This is a genomic window from Candidatus Hodarchaeum mangrovi (assembly GCF_975850365.1).
In genome coordinates, this window is record NZ_CDLCQJ010000089.1 from 1 (window position 1) to 16,836 (window position 16,836).

The 16,836-nt window shown below is 32.0% G+C and carries 19 protein-coding genes; 12 read left to right on the forward strand and 7 right to left on the reverse strand.

The genetic code is table 11. The features are described from left to right. Positions 1-433: 433 nt before the first annotated feature. Genes ACWVCY_RS08500 through ACWVCY_RS08510 form a run of 3 tightly spaced genes read left to right on the forward strand, consistent with a single transcriptional unit; the run spans position 434 to position 2,302 of the window. Positions 434-1,147 carry a hypothetical protein gene (locus ACWVCY_RS08500; protein WP_455142035.1) on the forward strand — a complete coding sequence of 238 codons (714 nt, stop codon included), beginning with the start codon at positions 434-436 and terminating at the stop codon, positions 1,145-1,147. Further along, entirely contained in the window at positions 1,137-1,739 is a 603-nt protein-coding gene (locus ACWVCY_RS08505; RefSeq protein ID WP_455142037.1) for an inosine/xanthosine triphosphatase, read from the forward strand. The genes ACWVCY_RS08500 and ACWVCY_RS08505 overlap by 11 nt, the downstream gene beginning before the upstream one ends. 35 nt (positions 1,740-1,774) lie before the next feature. Then, positions 1,775-2,302 carry a hypothetical protein gene (locus ACWVCY_RS08510; protein WP_455142039.1) on the forward strand — a complete coding sequence of 176 codons (528 nt, stop codon included), beginning with the start codon at positions 1,775-1,777 and terminating at the stop codon, positions 2,300-2,302. 13 nt (positions 2,303-2,315) lie between these two features. Here the strand turns inward: ACWVCY_RS08510 and ACWVCY_RS08515 are convergent, their stop codons facing one another. Continuing rightward, on the reverse strand, positions 2,316-2,822 hold the full coding sequence (locus ACWVCY_RS08515; protein ID WP_455142041.1) for a winged helix-turn-helix domain-containing protein: 507 nt from the start codon (positions 2,820-2,822) through the stop codon (positions 2,316-2,318). 141 nt (positions 2,823-2,963) lie between these two features. On the opposite strand from ACWVCY_RS08515, the gene ACWVCY_RS08520 reads away from it, so the two are divergent. From ACWVCY_RS08520 to ACWVCY_RS08530, 3 genes are all read left to right on the forward strand, one after another. Then, a complete protein-coding gene (locus ACWVCY_RS08520) occupies positions 2,964-3,434 on the forward strand; it encodes a hypothetical protein (RefSeq protein ID WP_455142043.1) in 471 nt (156 codons plus the stop codon). A 5-nt stretch (positions 3,435-3,439) separates the two neighbouring features. Beyond that, positions 3,440-4,054 (forward strand): hypothetical protein, encoded by a 615-nt coding sequence (locus tag ACWVCY_RS08525; protein WP_455142045.1) that lies wholly within the window; start codon positions 3,440-3,442, stop codon positions 4,052-4,054. Positions 4,055-4,128: 74 nt separating this feature from the next. Then, on the forward strand, positions 4,129-4,758 hold the full coding sequence (locus tag ACWVCY_RS08530) for a hypothetical protein (RefSeq protein WP_455142047.1): 630 nt from the start codon (positions 4,129-4,131) through the stop codon (positions 4,756-4,758). On the opposite strand, the gene ACWVCY_RS08535 is transcribed toward ACWVCY_RS08530, so the two are convergent. The 3 genes from ACWVCY_RS08535 to larC form a co-directional block, all read right to left on the reverse strand. Further along, the gene (locus ACWVCY_RS08535; RefSeq protein ID WP_455142048.1) at positions 4,759-5,433 is read right to left on the reverse strand and encodes a YkgJ family cysteine cluster protein; all 675 of its coding nucleotides are present in this window, start codon (positions 5,431-5,433) and stop codon (positions 4,759-4,761) included. It abuts the gene before it with no gap. A gap of 93 nt (positions 5,434-5,526) precedes the next feature. Next, on the reverse strand, positions 5,527-6,312 hold the full coding sequence (gene larB, locus ACWVCY_RS08540; RefSeq protein WP_455142050.1) for a nickel pincer cofactor biosynthesis protein LarB: 786 nt from the start codon (positions 6,310-6,312) through the stop codon (positions 5,527-5,529). 4 nt (positions 6,313-6,316) lie between these two features. Continuing rightward, positions 6,317-7,543, reverse strand: coding sequence for a nickel pincer cofactor biosynthesis protein LarC (gene larC, locus ACWVCY_RS08545; RefSeq protein ID WP_455142052.1), 1,227 nt, complete (start codon positions 7,541-7,543; stop codon positions 6,317-6,319). A gap of 116 nt (positions 7,544-7,659) precedes the next feature. Here larC and ACWVCY_RS08550 point away from each other — a divergent pair, with 116 nt between their 5' ends. Beyond that, positions 7,660-8,409: a hypothetical protein gene (locus tag ACWVCY_RS08550; protein WP_455142054.1), complete on the forward strand. Its 750-nt coding sequence runs from the start codon at positions 7,660-7,662 to the stop codon at positions 8,407-8,409. Here the strand turns inward: ACWVCY_RS08550 and ACWVCY_RS08555 are convergent. Both ACWVCY_RS08555 and ACWVCY_RS08560 read right to left on the reverse strand, forming a co-directional pair. Continuing rightward, complete coding sequence (locus ACWVCY_RS08555; protein WP_455142056.1) at positions 8,406-9,146, reverse strand: hypothetical protein; 741 nt, start codon at positions 9,144-9,146, stop codon at positions 8,406-8,408. The two genes, ACWVCY_RS08550 and ACWVCY_RS08555, sit on opposite strands and share 4 nt — an antisense overlap. 45 nt (positions 9,147-9,191) lie before the next feature. Then, positions 9,192-9,845 carry a DUF1405 domain-containing protein gene (locus ACWVCY_RS08560; RefSeq protein ID WP_455142058.1) on the reverse strand — a complete coding sequence of 218 codons (654 nt, stop codon included), beginning with the start codon at positions 9,843-9,845 and terminating at the stop codon, positions 9,192-9,194. A 433-nt stretch (positions 9,846-10,278) separates the two neighbouring features. On the opposite strand from ACWVCY_RS08560, the gene ACWVCY_RS08565 reads away from it, so the two are divergent. Both ACWVCY_RS08565 and ACWVCY_RS08570 read left to right on the forward strand, forming a co-directional pair. Next, positions 10,279-11,664: a CoA-binding protein gene (locus tag ACWVCY_RS08565; RefSeq protein WP_455142059.1), complete on the forward strand. Its 1,386-nt coding sequence runs from the start codon at positions 10,279-10,281 to the stop codon at positions 11,662-11,664. A gap of 10 nt (positions 11,665-11,674) precedes the next feature. Then, positions 11,675-12,730 (forward strand): hypothetical protein, encoded by a 1,056-nt coding sequence (locus ACWVCY_RS08570; RefSeq protein ID WP_455142061.1) that lies wholly within the window; start codon positions 11,675-11,677, stop codon positions 12,728-12,730. Between the two features lie 11 nt (positions 12,731-12,741). On the opposite strand, the gene ACWVCY_RS08575 is transcribed toward ACWVCY_RS08570, so the two are convergent. Continuing rightward, positions 12,742-13,755: a hypothetical protein gene (locus ACWVCY_RS08575; protein ID WP_455142063.1), complete on the reverse strand. Its 1,014-nt coding sequence runs from the start codon at positions 13,753-13,755 to the stop codon at positions 12,742-12,744. Positions 13,756-13,869: 114 nt separating this feature from the next. On the opposite strand from ACWVCY_RS08575, the gene mtnA reads away from it, so the two are divergent. The 3 genes from mtnA to ACWVCY_RS08590 all read left to right on the forward strand — a co-directional run bounded on the left by mtnA (position 13,870) and on the right by ACWVCY_RS08590 (position 16,818). Continuing rightward, on the forward strand, positions 13,870-14,925 hold the full coding sequence (gene mtnA, locus ACWVCY_RS08580) for an S-methyl-5-thioribose-1-phosphate isomerase (protein ID WP_455142065.1): 1,056 nt from the start codon (positions 13,870-13,872) through the stop codon (positions 14,923-14,925). A gap of 96 nt (positions 14,926-15,021) precedes the next feature. Beyond that, positions 15,022-15,366 carry a hypothetical protein gene (locus tag ACWVCY_RS08585; protein ID WP_455142067.1) on the forward strand — a complete coding sequence of 115 codons (345 nt, stop codon included), beginning with the start codon at positions 15,022-15,024 and terminating at the stop codon, positions 15,364-15,366. 39 nt (positions 15,367-15,405) lie between these two features. Then, positions 15,406-16,818 (forward strand): RAD55 family ATPase, encoded by a 1,413-nt coding sequence (locus ACWVCY_RS08590; protein ID WP_455142069.1) that lies wholly within the window; start codon positions 15,406-15,408, stop codon positions 16,816-16,818. Positions 16,819-16,836: the final 18 nt, after the last annotated feature.

Genomic DNA, 16,836 nt, shown 5'->3' on the forward strand with positions numbered 1-16,836 from the left:
TCGTATAAAAGATTGTTCTTTCATAGGAATTTCATTTATTGATGAGATATGTCTTTCATTAATCCAAATCTCTACTTGTTGACCTGGTTGATGAACAGTTTTAAGTTTTTTAGGTAAAACATATGATCGTAGCATCTAATTCCCTGTTGAACATCTTGTGAGTTCATAATTATAAATTTAAAGAAGGGACGTCAATCTCAAATATATATTGGCGACAAAAAAGGAGATTATATCTTTAAACGATTTAATAAGTTCAAATTAGGAGAATACGGTAAGAGTGATACAATTTGCAATGAACTTGATTGGATATAGATTAAAAAATCCAAATATGTTTTTTGATGGATAGAAAAAGATTTTACGAAATTTGAATAATCTCCCTATAGATGGAGTTCATTTGCTTACTAACCGTAACTAGTTTAATGGAGAGTTATATTTGGCAATAGATTTTATCTTCTTTAATGCAGGATTGGAATTAATTCCCCAAAATTTAAGAAGACATGCGTTAATCCGAAAAGAATGGCAATTTAATACATCTAAGCGTGATAGAGGAATTTTACTTGATGGGGCAATACATAGTCCTTTAATGGACATGTTACCAGACTCAAATCAGCGAGGGCGTCCTGATATTATACATCATATGCTTCTGAACACCGTTTATTCTCCTTTATTTTCCGAAGGAATATTTAAAGTCATTATTCATACTCGGGAAAATTTGTGTATTGAAATACCATTAACTTGGAGAGTACCTGTTAATTATAACCGTTTTTGCGGTTTGTTTTCACAATTATTATATCAAGGACGTGTTCCAATTAAAGGAAATCCGATTTTAAAGTTGGAATCATGCTCACTTGATCATATCCTTCAGTCGAAACCGAGTTCACAAATAATACTTTGTGAAACGAGTCATTTCAAAGGAGAATTCCCGATTACTATTCATTCATTGTCACAAATTAACCTTATGAATGATTTAATCTTTCTCATTGGGGGTTACCAATCAGGGGACCTAAATTTTACATTATTAAATATGTTGAAGGATAGTCATTTTTCGATAATCTTACTACCATTATATCACGATGTACTTCCTGCATGGGTTATAGTTTCAAAAATCATCTGTTATTTAGAGGAGAAGATACAAGTTGTCTATTAAAGTCCAAGTTGCTAGTAAAAATCCAATTAAAATACAAGCAGCAAAAGAAGCTTTTGAAACATTTTTCCATGATGTCAAAATTACTCCGATTGATGTAACTACATTAAATTCCCCAAATAATTATCTGAAGCACCTTCAATGGACCAATCAACCTATTGGAGAATTAGAAACTTTTGAATATTCTCAGAGAAGGGTACAATTAATAAGGGATTATAATCCAGAATTTGATTATTACGTGGGTTTAGAGGGAGGGATTTCACAAACTAGGTTTGGAACACATCGAATCATCGTGTTTTGCACTGTTGCTGACCCTGTGTATATCGAAACAGTACGGGGTTGTGAAATTCCCCTCCCTAGTCACTGGTATGAAGCTCTTGTAGATGATCCTTTCTTAGAATTAGGGACAATAGTAGATAAAGCTAGTGGTATTGAAAATATTAAACAAAAACAAGGAGCAATTGGATTTTTCACTGATAATAAGATTAACCGGAAAGATATTTTAAAAGAAACGTTAATTATGTGCTTGATTCCCTTTCGAAATAGAACCCTTTTTCAAATTTCAAGCGATAAAAAAGAGAAAAATAGCCACTAAATCCACCTTATAATCATTTAATACGAGGAAAAATTATGCGAACAATCCACCGAATTGATCCACGGGCAGATCTCCCAAAACAGGTCGATAGAATCAAGCAATGGCTAGAATTACTTCGTTTTGAATATGTTATCCTCGCAGATTTACAAAATAAAACCTATACGTTCCTTTTAACTGTAAAAGATTGTCCTGATCTTAATATTACCTTAGAGAATGGATATTCTCATATTTCTTTTTTTTCAAACGCACTCACGGAACTAAAAGAAGCACCTGAGAAAGTTGTTCTAGATTTTTTGAAAGACATTCTCAATATTCAGGGACAATTCTTTACAGGAAGGATTATCCTCACTAGTGAAAATGAAGAACTTCGTATATTCAATGGGTATCGATATGATGAGATGTCTATGTATCGATTTGCTAGAAAGGTGCGAGAATTATTACAATTTTTGAAAGAGCTTTCATTACTTATTGAGAAATACAAACTAAAGGAAATTTGGCGAGATACAGAGCAGGAACATCGTTTTCCAAAAATTGATATAAGAGAACGAGTCCGTTTTATTTAATTCCCTTAGCATTTCAGAAAGGTTTTGAGTTCCAACTCAAGAAAGTTTCTATCCAACAAATAATTACACCAAATAATCCAAAAATGAGTGCAAATAATTCCCCAACTGAAATCGGAAAAGTTAGAAAAAAAACGAGATAACCAAGGAAACATATTGTAATAAAGGTTGCATAAAGTGAAAAACGAGGGAGTGTATAATTTCCTATTAAAACAAATTGCTTTAGTGCTCCTATATCAATTTTTTTGGCAAGTTCATAATTACCAAATCGATTTTTCCTAATGATAGCTAATGATTCTAATTTTTCTAAGTGATAACTTGCTACACTTGGTGATGAGAGGTTTAATTCTCTTTGAACTTCACGAACACCAGCTGCCTCTCGTTTTTTAAGGAGAAAAAAGTAAACATCAAGCGTGGTGCCTTTTATAGCACTTTCATAATTTATATTCTCAGAATCTTTCTCCTTAATAGTTGAAAATCCTGAAACTCTCCTGAAGCTATGTTTTAAAGATTGCTGTACCATGAAATAAATCCTCAAAAAAGGTTTTGATTGTATCCTTTACGAACATATACTAAAGGTGGAAGTACTTGTTATTAATTGTGTATCTTTACACACCTATTGGTGTTCTCATAAACCTGACAAAGTTAATGGAGATCTTTACTCATGACTTCATCCAGTGAAAAAACAAAAAGTGATAATACAATTCGTGATATATTAAATTCATTGGAAACCACAGCTCAAGTTCGTCCTGAGATTAGTCAGTACATTACAATATTAACCCAGAGGTTACTAAATCTTACACGTGATTATTATTCATCAATTGTTTACCTATTCACAACCCCTTTATCCTTTCACAAAAGATTGATACTTATGCAGCTTATCGCTATTTATCCACAAGGACTCTCTGGGATTGATATCGCAAGGACTTTAGGTATTTCAGTCAAGTCCAAATCAATATATAATGATCTCAAAGCTTTGGAAAAAGATAATTTAGTTATGTTAGACGAAATCCATTCAAGAATGAAGCTTGCATATGCGAATGCAGATAATAAACTTGTTCAACGTATGATTGAGTTAGTTCAATTACATGGAGAAAAATTACAGGAACTCTTAACTAGAAATACAGGAGATTGAAAAATTTGTTATTAATTCCTGATAAAAGAATTAGAAAAACTAAGCTTTTTCTTGGGATAACAGCTATAAGCTGCAGTATTGTTCTATTCATCTTCATTGTTCCTCTTCCGAATACCTTGGGTCCTACTTCTAGTAATTCCCCTCCTGAACAGTTCTCTTTTGAAATAGCTGATTCATATGTTAGATTGTTACAACCAATAAAACCAGTAATGAATGAAGTTGCAGGATTAATAATTCTAATCTCTATATTTTTATTGCTACAAATTGGGTTTTTTTGGACTCCCTCGTTTAAATTCATTTTCTCCCCTTCATATGATATGAAAATTCATTGGAAACGGAGTAAGATAATATTACCTGAGCGATTATGCGTTATAAAGTTAAATAAAGGGATTATTACAATTAAAAGAAAAAAGTCGACTATTTCTGGACTATTCCTAAATGAATATAATGTTGAAACACGCCTCCCCAAGATTTTGGATCCTCCTCCAAATAACTTTATTGATTTTCTTAGTTTTGATAAGCTTATAGAAACCCCCAAAGAGTTCATCTTAACTAAAACAGTTCAATATAAATGCATTCCTCTCCATATCTTTAAGATTGAGGCTTTATTAGGAAATTAATAATCTACACTCAAATTTTTTAAAAGGGTATTATTTCAACACATAGATGCTTTACTTTTGAGTGGTTCTTAATTTTGGCACGACTTGTTGCTTATCAAGTACAAGATGATGGTAATTGGGATCCTGTCGCCTTTAAAAAGGAAGATTTAAAATCAGGTGAAGTCTTTATTCTTGTTGTGGAAGAAAGAAAGGAACTATGGATCTGGATAGGCCAAGGAGCACATGTACGAACCCGTTTTATATCAAGCACAGTGGCTCAAGAAATTCGGCGATTATATGGTTTAACTTTGCGTGTTCGGTCCGCTGACCAAGGAAGTGAACCTGAAGATTTCTGGATATGCGTTGAAGATGTACCTGAAGAAGGTTTAGGGCCGATGGATCAATCTACTGTTATAACATCAGTAATAGAACAAACTCAAGATGTGAAAGCGGTAAATAAAGATACTAAAAAACGAATTTCAAAAGTTAAGGTTAGTTCAAGGGAAAAGTCACCCTCAAAAATCTCGAAGAGAAAGACTCACACTTCGAAAAAATTGGTACAATCTCAGTTATTTCAGAAAAATAGCAGAACAAAAATTGATACTCCATTATGCCCAAAATGTGGTAAAGGAAATCTTTTACCTTATTCAGAAGAAATTAAGGGGATTACAATTCCCATTGCCAGATGGGAATGTTCAAATTGTGGATATAATCCTCAAGCTTGATTATTTTGTATCAGATTTTGGTTTTTTCAACAATTCTTCCAGTTGTTCTCGCTTTTCTTGAGGCATCTCTTCCATAATTTGCTGTTGTTGTTCAATTATATTTTGCATAAAAGCAGAATATAGGAGAGGAAGTAATATCTGTGTATCAAGACGTGCTTCAAAATCTTCCCTAGCATTATCTCGATCTTCGATTAATCTTTCTTTAGTCATAGTACCTTGACCTAGTCCAGGAACTGTCTTATCTTTAATGTAATAATTTTGTCCATTGAATCCTAAAGGAAAAGCTTTACATTCTAAAGGCATCGAATGATATATATTGCACAATTTGTTTTCTTGGTCAAACAATGGGCATCCTTTTTCTGTTCCTTCAAGAACAAGAGCAATATATTGATTCTTATTATCTGTTTGAAAAGTTTTAATTTTAATATGAGGATATACAGCATTAAAAATACCTGATTTTGACCATGATCGAATATCGGCCAACGACAATGGAACTGTTTCTCTTTTCTCGCAACATTGTCCACACTTTGTACAATTAAAAATATATTTCTTTTTAGACTGATCTTTTTCTTCTGTTTCTTTATCAGAATTGGATATTTGGTCCATCTGATCCTTTTCGTTATTATTTGATTTTGTTTCATGAATTTCTTTTTCATTCACTTTTTTTTCAGTCATATCATTTACACCTTCAATTAAAACACTTTCTCTGACGGTTTGATAGATTTTTTGCCTGTTGTTTTAAGTAAAATTAATTAATCTACTTGTTTTTCATGCTTTTTCTTCAATCTGTTTTATGATTAATGCCGCTGTTGCGCCAGCATTTATACCATTATCTATATTTACTACTACTAGACCTGGAGAGCAAGTTTGTAACATCGTTAATAAAGCTGCTTCTCCTTTTCCTCCATAACCATATCCTACAGATGTGGGAACTCCAATTACTGGAATTTGAACTAAACTTGTGACTATCGCAGGTAAAGCTCCTTCCATCCCAGCAATTGCTACAATAACTCGGACATTTTCTTGTAGCATTGTTTTTAATGGTTCAAAAATTCTATGAACTCCTGCAATTCCTACATCATTAAACTGTATAGTACTTACTCCCATCATTTTGGCAATGGCTTTGACTTCTTCAGCAACAGGTATGTCAGAAGTTCCTGCAGTGAGAATTCCGATTTTATTTACTGATTTTTGAAATTGATAATCTTTTGTTGCTACAATTACCGAATAAGGTTCAAATTGGGGTGAAATTTGGATATTATATTGCTCTGCAAAATTAGTTTTAATAATTCCAAGATGTTTTTCTAGTACTCGTGAGACTAAAATTGATGAATTTTCTTTCAAATGAGTTTGAATTATTCTTCTAACCGTTTCTGGACTCTTTTTTTCCGCATAAATTACTTCAGGTATTCCTTTGCGTTTAAAACGTCCTGAATCAAGAGTAACTTCATTTTCAATGAATTCTAAGCTGAAAAGCCTTAGTAATTTTTTGGCTTCTTCAAGAGTTATTTTATTCGATTTAAAATCTGATAATATTTGTTCAATTTCATTCAAGTCTTCAAGTCTCCCGTTTCATATCAGAATGGATTTGTTGACGTATTTCTCGTAAAGTTTTTTTCTTTTTCTTTGCAAGACGTTTAATATCTTCAAATTCGATCTTTTCAGAAATAAGCTCATCTTTTATAAACCCCTTCTTTACTTGGATTGACTCTTTCATACCATTAAGAGTAATATGATGTGTTTCTATGCGTCTGGGAATTATATGTCGTGTACTAGGTAAGATTCGTACTCCTAGTGTTCCTAAATGACGAATTAGAATATTTGTGACTTGATGAGCATTTATAGGTTTAACAATGGCACGTATTAACATTCCTGGGCGATTTTTCTTGGTAATAGTATTAATCATAGAAAGATCCAAAACTAATTGTTCCTGATAAAGGAGATCAAAGAGATACCCAAGAATCTCTCCATCAACATCATCAACATTTGTTTCTAAAATAATGATATCTTCTTGAAGAAATTCTTGAACTTCAGTTCCTTCCAATATTTGTAGAAAAGGAATTATCTCACTTTCATAATTTCTAGTCCCCAAACTTCTTCCATAGTTTTGTACAGTGATCAATGGAATATTTGTACATGGTTGAGCATTCAAAGCTGCTAATAAAGCTGCACCTGTAGGTGTTAGCAGTTCCTTTTCAATAGGTCCTCCAATAACCATTAAGTTAGCTTTTTTTATTATTTCTAATGTTGCAGGAGCAGGAACAGAGACCTTTCCATGAGATATGGCTATAATTCCTCCTCCAATTGCTATTGGGAGTAGAATAAGTTTATAAGAATTTAACCCAAGTTTATCAAAAAGATAAGAAAAACCCAAAATATCAAAAAGTGTATCTGTCGAAGCTAATTCATGTAAATGAGTGTTGTTAATTGAATCTTTATTATGCACTTTTAATTCTGCTTCTATAATGAAATTTATTGCATTCAATGCAAGATTCAAAGCAGGTTTAGATAGATTTAACGAATTTCCAAGGGAGGTTATATGATCAGTTAATTCTTGAGGCTGAAAGTAAGTACTTGATTTAGTTTTAATCTGTGTTCCAGCAATTCCTTTTTTTGTTATTACCGAATGTAATATATCAAATTGTGGATCAATTTTTATTAAAAGCTCTTTAAGAAGTGTACAAAACTCCAATCGAAATTTAGAAGAATTCATATCTAATAAAGCAGCAATTAAAAGGTCACCTGCAGCTCCCGAGATTCTAGGATCGAAAATTAGCATTCGCATTTATAGACTCACTTGATTAATTGCTTTTTTATAGATAAATTTTAATCTTAGCGAAAGTCTTTAACTAGAATGTTAGAATCAAGTGAAAAAAATAGTATTTTTTGAGGATTTTTGCAGTGCTTGGTGTCAATATCACTCTAAAAGATGGTCTTTTGTTATTTTCTCACTTTTTTGTACCAGGATTTTCAGATGTTGATGAGGATTTAAGAGCGGGTCTTATGACTGCAGTCTTAAATGCAGTCAAGGAAAGTAGTTCTAATTCAGATATTAAAACAGAAATCACAACCATAGATCAAGGAAAATATTTCGTTCACATTGTAGAAGGGAAGTTTACTTATGGTCTTTTCTTCAGTTATGAAAATGATCTTAAGGAGGAAGTTTTTGCTAATTCAACATTAATAGATTTTGAGACGCAATTTCAAGATTTACTATCATCAGAGATTAGTGAATTTGATGATAATGACTTTCAGAACTTTCATAAATATCTTGAAACTAAGTATGATAATTTAATTTCGATTGATGTGGTCGGATTATCAAAAATCATTGAGATTATGGAGGATTCTTTATTTTCGGATTATATTATCCTTGAAAAACCCCATTTACACCAAGTTTTTACCACGATCTCTATTCCAGAACTTTATTCCCATGCGAATACTGTTGCTTTAATGTGTAAATCAATATTGGAAGCTAGTTATAAAATTAAATATCCAATAACTCAGCTAACATTCAATCTGGGTTCAAGTTATTGGATTATTGTTGAGCAATTTGAAAAATATCTTGTGATCTGTATTACTATGTCTCATTTACATGAAAAAACCATGAATGAAATTAATAGATTAAAATCTAAATTTATTAGTGTGGATTAATTTAATTCCCAAATTTTCCTTTTTAACTGATTTATTTCCTTTCTTATGGATTCCCTTTCTCTCTGTCCATTTGTATTAAAAATTGCAATACAATGGGAAGGTGTTTTCAAAGTATGCATGGTGATTTCTTCAAAATTAAATTCTCCCGAAATAAAATTTTGATTAATTCTTAAACCAAAATCCATAATATGTCTAAAAACCTGGGTTAGCCTATCTGCGTGAAAATTCAAATTTGGTTCTAAAATAGCTTTGAAAACAGGATGAAAAAATTCAGTTTCATAAATAATATAATTAGTAAAGGTTGAATTTTTCATTATTACCATAATTTTGTCAAGGAGTTTAGTATCAATTTCAACCATTTCACTGTACATTTTCTTTACTATGGGACGAAATTCTTCAAAATATTTACGTTCTAAAATAGCATCTTGATGTAATTCCTTTGTATACATAAGTTCAAATTTTAAAACAATTTTTCTTAAAAATTCAAGGAGTTTTGGATCTTCTTCGGAGGTTGGAAGAATTCCAAACGTTAAAACACCTTCATAAAGCAAAAAAAAATAATCTTCTCGTTGACGGATGGAAATAATAGATTCTTTTTGAGTTTCACGAATTGCATTTAGAATTGCAGTCATAATACCAGCATGTAATTCTTCATCAACGTCTTCGTAATAGCTACTTGTAAAACCATGACTAAAAACTAAAATTCCGGTTTTTGTTATGATATTGACACCAAGCATTTCACTAATTCCTATTTAATTCTTTAAAATTTAGGATAAAGTCGATTAAAGAGTTTCAATAAACTTTATAGGAGTTTTAGAATGATTCCACCTGAGAAATTTGATCATAATTAGTAAACTAAATATTAAAAAGCTAAAAACAAGAAAAAAAATACCAATAAATGGAGATGTAGGATTCAGATTATATTGTTCATGAAATGGGTACAAGGCGAGGGTGGGTAGAATAAAAGGATTGAAATCCATGAACCAATCAAGTATTAGGATTCCTGCACTAAAGATATAATTTTGTAAATCAGTTCTTATGAAGGGTAAAAGAGTTAATCCTTCAATTAATTCGAAACTATGCGCTGTTAAAGACACTATATCAAAAAATGAAGGGATTAGGAGAAATAGAGTTATATAACCAAAAAATACTTTGACTAGACCTATGAAAGTGATTATATTTAGGATTTGAATATTCTTTTTGAATCCAAGTGTTAGAATTATAAAAATTCCAAACATAATAGCAAAAGTATAGGAATCAGGAATAAATATCCAGAATAAAGGATGGTAAAACTCAAACTGCCAGAAATAATAAAATAGAGTAATTATAGGAATAATAATATTTATTGAACTCCAGAGAATTAGTATAGTTGGATTTAAATTTAATAATATCGTTTGTAGAGATAGTTCTAAACCGTTTTTATCTAAATTATACAAATATTTAAGTTTCTGGGCTGATATTTTAGTGTCCTTCCATCTTTATAATTGAATGTACCTTTATTTTAGCTAAAATAAGAATACTTCTTCCAAATAAAGGGGGGAATATTTTCTGAAATCAGTCTTTGGGATATAATTTATTGTACTCAGAGAATTAAAATAAGTATTGAGTTAATCTATTAATAATATGGTTAAATTTCCCAAATTAGAGGCAATTCCTTCTCATGTTGCTCGGATCGTGAAAGAAATGAGAACTTCCTCTAAATAATATTTTAAAAAATTATTCACCTTGTATAAACAAGTACTTTATTTAAGACCAATGAGAATTTATTAAATGTACCTGAAAGGAACACTGTCTCTTAGATTTTTTAGTTAAAAACTCAAAGTCATTAATAAATAACTTTGAATAAGATATTGTTGGTTGGAATATGGAGTGCTAGACTTTTTCTTTGAACCAAGATCAGTGGCAATACTAGGAGCATCCTCTGATGAAAAAAAATACGGAAGACTCATTTTTAATCATTTTGTTGTCCCTTTTCATGGTCGAATCTATGCTATAAACCCTAAAGTTACTGAAATAATGGGAATTAAATGTTATCCTAGTGTATTTGATTTACCTGAGGTTCCAGACCTTGCAATTGTCGTTTTACCTACTAAATTAGCTATTAAATCGGTTGCGGAATGTTCCAAACGAGGAATACCTGCCATTGTTTGTATCACAGCTGGATTTTCTGAAATAGGAAGGGATGATTTACAAGCTGCTCTAGTTAAAGCGTTGGGCGATTCAAGGTTGATTGGTCCAAATTGCTTAGGACTTATTGATACACAGACTAATGTTAATACTCTATTTCCCAACTTTGAGTTACCAAAACAAGGCCATGTTTCTTTGATCAGCCAATCTGGATCTTTAGCTATTGATCTACTGCTTGTTCTTCAACAAAATAATATTGGCTTAAGACGTTTTGTCTCATATGGTAATGGAGCTGATCTTAATGAAACAGATTTTCTCCAGTATTTTGGGTCAGATCCTGGAACTCATGTAATAGGAGCTTATTTAGAAGGGATTAAAGCAGGTAGGAAGTTCATTAAAGTTTCTCAAGCTGTAGCTCGAAAGAAACCAATAGTTGCTCTAAAATTACCAATGACCGAAGAGGTTACAATGGCTGCGAGAAGCCATACAGGAGCTGTCGCAAGTCCTACAGGCATTTATAAAGAGATTTTAAAACGTTCAGGTATTATACAGTGTGATAGTACAAGTCAGTTTGTAAATTCAATAAAAGCATTGTATACTCAACCTCCTGCGATCTTTGGAAGATATATTGCTTTAGTGGCTAACACAGGGGGTCCTGCAGCAATGGCCCTTTATCGAATGAATCGATATAATCTTGAATTAGCTGTGCTTTCTGAAGAAGCAGTTAATGAGGCCGAGGCGGTAATTTCAAAACAAGGTGTTCAGACATCATTATCACGAGGAAAAGGAAACAAAGCATTATCTTTCCTTGATTTAACTGGAAGTGCCACAACAGAAGTAATAGTACAAATATCTAAAATATTTTTAAAACAGAATAATGTATCTGGAATAATTATTGTACCACGTACTGATGCTCCTACTGTATCAAAGGATGCACCGGCACGAATCGAATTATTACGGAGAGAATTTCCACAAAAACCTATTTTAATTTATAATCTTCCTGATCCAACTGTTAATTCGGAATTTGAAAGATATGGCATTCCAGTATTTAAAACTGCTGAGGATGCTGTTGATGGAATTAATGCATTAGTTGAACGAGGAAATATTTTACGCCAGTTTCTTCATTGAGGTAGTTTATATGGATTTAGATTCACCTGAGAAACAGAAGCGAATTAGTGAAAAAGTAAGATCGATTATCCTTCAATCAAGTGAACAAATTACTCGAAATATACAAGTAACAACTGGAAGAATCTCTGATACTAAGATAAAAAAAATAGACTGTTTTACTGGAGCTGGAGGAAAGACTTATGTTATTGAAGCAGCTCTCTCAACAGCACTAGCAGGAATAATTGATGGGGGAATTGTAATAAAATTCGCAAAGGACTTAGAAACAGAGGTTGAGAATGCCAAACAACTTTCTGAACTATTAAAAATACGTCAAGTTGACTGGGAAAATTGGAAGAAGAACCACGAGCTACCACATCAAATTAAACGATTTCCAGATCAAGTTTTTGCCCCTCAAGTAATTCATGTAATTCCAGAGGTGCAAGCTTTAATATTGGAATTTCTTAGTGGCTTCACTCCACTTCTTCAGTTTGGAGTAGAACCAGCTGACTTATGGGGATATGCGGGGTATTCACTTGCCCGTTTACATGGTCCATCTAAGAAAAAGCCAGCTAATACTGCTTTATATAAACCTTTAATTGATGTGTTATCTGGAACTATTACTGAGGAATTTTTAAATTTTTGGATGGAGATTTTGGAGCAATCAAAAGGTGGAGTAGATTATATTCATGGCGATAGTCATATGAGTAACATCCTAATCTCTCCAGGACAAATTGCATGGATTGATGCAATCATGTTACCTGGATTAGATAGAATGGATGACGTTGCATATATAATTAGTCACGCTGTTCAAGAACATGTTGCTCGAAATTTTAATATTATAACTGATTACTCTGCTCTAATTCATTCCATCACTCGATCTTGGGTACCTTTAATCTTGAGTACTTACAAGCAAACCTATGATATTAGTCAAATATACACACGGTTACCCCTAGATTTCTTTTTAGGGTCTCATTTAATAATTCGCGCAGGTCTATGGGAACAGGAGATAGCACAGATTTTAACAAGATTAGGTCAGAATTTTATTTATGAAATGCCAATATCAAAAATGCTTGAGCTTGATGTATAATCTCTCTCTAGTTATAATTTAAGTGTATCCAATAACCCTAAAGTATATGCTGCAGCCTGTGATGCTCGTAAAGGTTCCGATACAAGAGTCCCAATGCGGAAAACCGGGATAATCGTTCTTAGATTTAGAGGTAATCCTCTTTCTTCATTGCCATATATTAAAAGAATTTTAGAATCAGAGGATGTATATTGTTGCCTTATACTATCTAGTTTCTTTAGAAATTGAATAATATCTTGTTTTCCCCAGAGAGAAAATCCAAGGCAGATATTTTGTGGATCTGTTATAAGAGATTCAATCTCATTTACAATATGATATTTTACTTTACTTAATCCTTTAAAGTATGTTTTTTTCATGTTTTTTAATAATTGATCGGCTTTCTGATTTTCATTAGTGATTATAAGTTCTGTTTGAAAGCATAAAGCAAGTCGAAAAAAATCTGCTACTTCTTGAACAGTATATGGAGAAAAAATTACTAGAGAAGTATGAAAAAAACGATTCCTTTTAAAATTAGAAAAATCTTGAGTGTACTTTACCCCTAGTCGTCCAATTAGAGATTGAGTATGTTTATCTTTCATAACCTCGAAATAAAAGGCTGATTCTGAGTCTTCCTTGTACCTTAATTTCTTCTTTTTCAATCGATCGATAATAGATTTTTTATGAAATGGTATGTTGGAAAATCCACGAAAATCGAGCTGATATTCTTCATTAATACTAAATAGCTGAATCTTATCACTAAGATGGTCAATGAGTGTTTTAAATGGAGGGAGATTGAAATTAAAAGAATCAGGGAACATCCTTATAACTGTGATAACTCCTGGATTAGATAGAAGGTATTCGATAATTTTTTTCGAATATTCTTCCTTTGATTCGATTAAGAGGAGAATTCGATTTTTTTTTCTCCAGTTATCTGATATAATCTGAAAGGATGTGTTAAATGATAGACAAAACTTGTTTATTTCAGATTTTATCTGCTCTTGTTCTTCTTCAGAAACAAAACGAGCTAATTTTATTAGGAATGGATTCATAATTTTTCGTTTTAAAATGAGTTTAATAATCGAATGGAAAGTTTAATCCATATTAAATTTATAATTGATATTCTATTCATAACTCCAAATTATTTGAAGATGGATGTATAATACTTGAAACTTAAAATTGATGGGATAGAAACTGATAAACCTGCGGTTTGGTGGGATGTAGATTCTAATACTGTAAAAATGATTGATCAAACAAAAATACCTTTTGAAATTAAAATAGTCACTTGTACTAATTATCATGAAACTGTATTAGCGATTAAAAACATGATTATACGTGGAGCTCCCTCTATTGGGGCAGCTGGAGCATATGGACTTACTCAAGCTGTTTTTGAATTTTCTGATAGAAAAGATTTCCAAAAACAAATACTAATTGCTTATCAAGAGCTATTAAATTCTCGGCCAACAGCAGTAGATCTCAAAAATGGATTAGACAAAATAATTTCATCTTTATCAAAAACACCTGAAGAAATCTTGAAAGTAGCAGAAGCTTTTGCCTTTCAAATTAAAGAAGAAGGTTTTAAGATAGGGATTATTGGAAAAGATCTCATTAAGAATGGAATGAACATATTAACCCATTGTCATACCGGTGCTTTAGCATTAGTTGATCATGGAAGTGCAATTGCACCTTTAAAACAGGCATGGAGAGAAGGAATGCGATTCCATGTTTTTGTTGACGAAACAAGACCTAGAATTCAGGGAAAAATCACTTCATGGGAGCTAGGATCTGAAAAAATCAATCATACCGTTATTTGTGACTCTGTTGCGGGTTTTCTAATGTCTCAGGGGAGAATAGATTTAATAATCTTAGGAGCTGATCGCGTTGCAATGAATGGAGATATTGCTAATAAAATTGGGACCTATAATTTAGCTGTTTTAGCTAGTTATCATAAAATTCCTTTTTATACAGCTTTTCCAATTTCAACCTTTGATAGACAAACAAAAACGGGGAAGGAGATAGTTATTGAGGAAAGAGAAAATGCTGAAATAAAATATGTATGGGGATTCAATTCCCAAGAATCTCGATATCAGCAAGTATCTCTCTATTTAAACGAAACAAATTTTTATAATCCTGCCTTTGATATAACTCCAAATGAATTAATTACAGGTTACATTACTTCAAAAGGTATATTAGCTGCTTCAGAATTAGAGGAAAAGCTTTGAAAGTAAAAGATCAAACTTTCTAATAAAACAACAGTTTTAAAATTATGGATTGATTTATTAAATAAAACAGAAAAATAAACTTCTGTGTATTTAAGCATGGATAAGTTATATGCAATAGGGGTTGTTTATTCAGTGAAAGAAGTTGTTGATCAAATAAAATCAGTCGTTTCATTTTGTGGGTTTGAAGTTGAATCGATTTTAAGTCGTCAATTCTATATTACATTTGATCTTAAGTCCAAAAGTCGATTTCGTAAACGAACTTATATTCTTGCCGTGTCAAATGGACTAACAGGAATTTTAACAGCTGAAAGAGAACTTAGTCGAAACGCAAGGGGAAAAGCCCTTATTTATGATCCAATCAATCATTTACCCGAACCTACGTTTGATAATGTAATTCTTTTTCATGATTTAGATACCCTCCAACAATTTTTATCTAATTAGAAAGATAAATATAATTCACATTTGGAAAGTGAATGATGAATGGTAAGAACAAAGGGATCGTTACCAACTGAGTTTCCAGATTTTGAAGAATTAGACAAAAGCTATTCTCTCTTAATTAAGGGGTTACCTGGCACTGGAAAATCAAGTTTAGCTCTTGATTTAGTGGCTCATTTACCTAATTCATTTTACGTAAGTACACGGTTAAATCCGAGAGAACTCTTACAGGATTTTCCATGGTTGGAAGAAACGATTCCTACTGAAAGACAACGATCTTTTTTTGTTGATGCTACACGAACTCAATCAGCTGAATCAGATTCCGATATTTTAATTCTTAAATTTGAAACAATGCCTGAATTCGTTCAAAAAATATTTTCCCTAGGAGCTAAATCACAAAAAAAAATTATAGTAATTGATAGTTGGAATGGTTTAACAATCAATTTATCTGACAGTCAAATCAGGCATTGGGAGTCAGCCATTGTTCAATATTTAAGATCTGAAGAATCAAAAATTATATTCATCGAGGAAGGGGTGAAAGATTCCAGTTTAGACTGGATTGTTGATGGTATAATAGTTTTAAGTAAAAGAACGCATATCTCAGAACATGGTATTCCACGAAGAATTAGAGAGTTGAACTTTGAAAAAATGCGGGGTAGAGAGATTAAAAATGAGACCTATCTAGCTAGCTTAAGTTCAGGGCGTTTTAAAACATTTGAACCATTTAAATATCGTTTTCCAGCCATAATATTAAAATCTCCCACGTTGAATGACCCTGGTGAGCAATTTATTTCAACAGGGGCCTCTAGTTTTGACGACCTTTTAGCTGGAGGTTTAGAAAAAGGATCATGGAACTTATTTGATGTTTCAACTACAGTAGGAGATGCCCTTGATATTATTTTATTTCCTATGATCACCAATCACTTAAATAATAATCGTCCCTTGATTTCAATCTTTCGTGAAGGAGTCACTTTCGATTCTAAAAAGAGTTTTTATGATGTTTTTACGGGTACAGAAAATTGGATAGAACATACCTTCAATTTTGAAAGGTACATCCCAAAAAGTACACCAAATAGAAATGAGCTACCAGATAATCTTGATCAATTGTTAGAGAAAATTCAACAAATAAAACAGACTATGAGAAAAAAAATTGGGACTCCTTTTTTGATTAATTTAGGCCTTGATGTTCTAGAAAACAAATATGGTATCCGGGATTTAAATAGATTAATTGCAATATTAGTTTCTCAAGCTAAATTAGAGGGGGATGTCATAGTAGGTTGGTTAAAGGAAAATCAAGAGTACCAAGGTGGTACAACAGCGGCTTCAACTCATTGGAAAATAGATTTAATTAATCGTGCACTTGTATTGGAAGGTATAATCCCTGCAACAGAGTATTTTGCTATTGAACCAGTACTTTACAAAGGGTACATTGATTATAATCTGATACCCATTTTATGATCATTAATTCATCATTAT

Excerpts from the sequence above, each read along its gene's own strand:
- ACWVCY_RS08510 (WP_455142039.1), top strand. The coding sequence starts at position 1,775 with ATGCGAACAATCCACCGAATTGATCCACGGGCAGATCTCCCAAAACAG.
- ACWVCY_RS08515 (WP_455142041.1), bottom strand. The coding sequence starts at position 2,822 with ATGGTACAGCAATCTTTAAAACATAGCTTCAGGAGAGTTTCAGGATTT.
- ACWVCY_RS08520 (WP_455142043.1), top strand. The coding sequence starts at position 2,964 with ATGACTTCATCCAGTGAAAAAACAAAAAGTGATAATACAATTCGTGAT.
- ACWVCY_RS08535 (WP_455142048.1), bottom strand. The coding sequence starts at position 5,433 with ATGACTGAAAAAAAAGTGAATGAAAAAGAAATTCATGAAACAAAATCA.
- larC (WP_455142052.1), bottom strand. The coding sequence starts at position 7,543 with ATGCGAATGCTAATTTTCGATCCTAGAATCTCGGGAGCTGCAGGTGAC.
- ACWVCY_RS08555 (WP_455142056.1), bottom strand. The coding sequence starts at position 9,146 with ATGCTTGGTGTCAATATCATAACAAAAACCGGAATTTTAGTTTTTAGT.
- ACWVCY_RS08570 (WP_455142061.1), top strand. The coding sequence starts at position 11,675 with ATGGATTTAGATTCACCTGAGAAACAGAAGCGAATTAGTGAAAAAGTA.
- ACWVCY_RS08575 (WP_455142063.1), bottom strand. The coding sequence starts at position 13,755 with ATGAATCCATTCCTAATAAAATTAGCTCGTTTTGTTTCTGAAGAAGAA.
- ACWVCY_RS08585 (WP_455142067.1), top strand. The coding sequence starts at position 15,022 with ATGGATAAGTTATATGCAATAGGGGTTGTTTATTCAGTGAAAGAAGTT.
- ACWVCY_RS08590 (WP_455142069.1), top strand. The coding sequence starts at position 15,406 with ATGGTAAGAACAAAGGGATCGTTACCAACTGAGTTTCCAGATTTTGAA.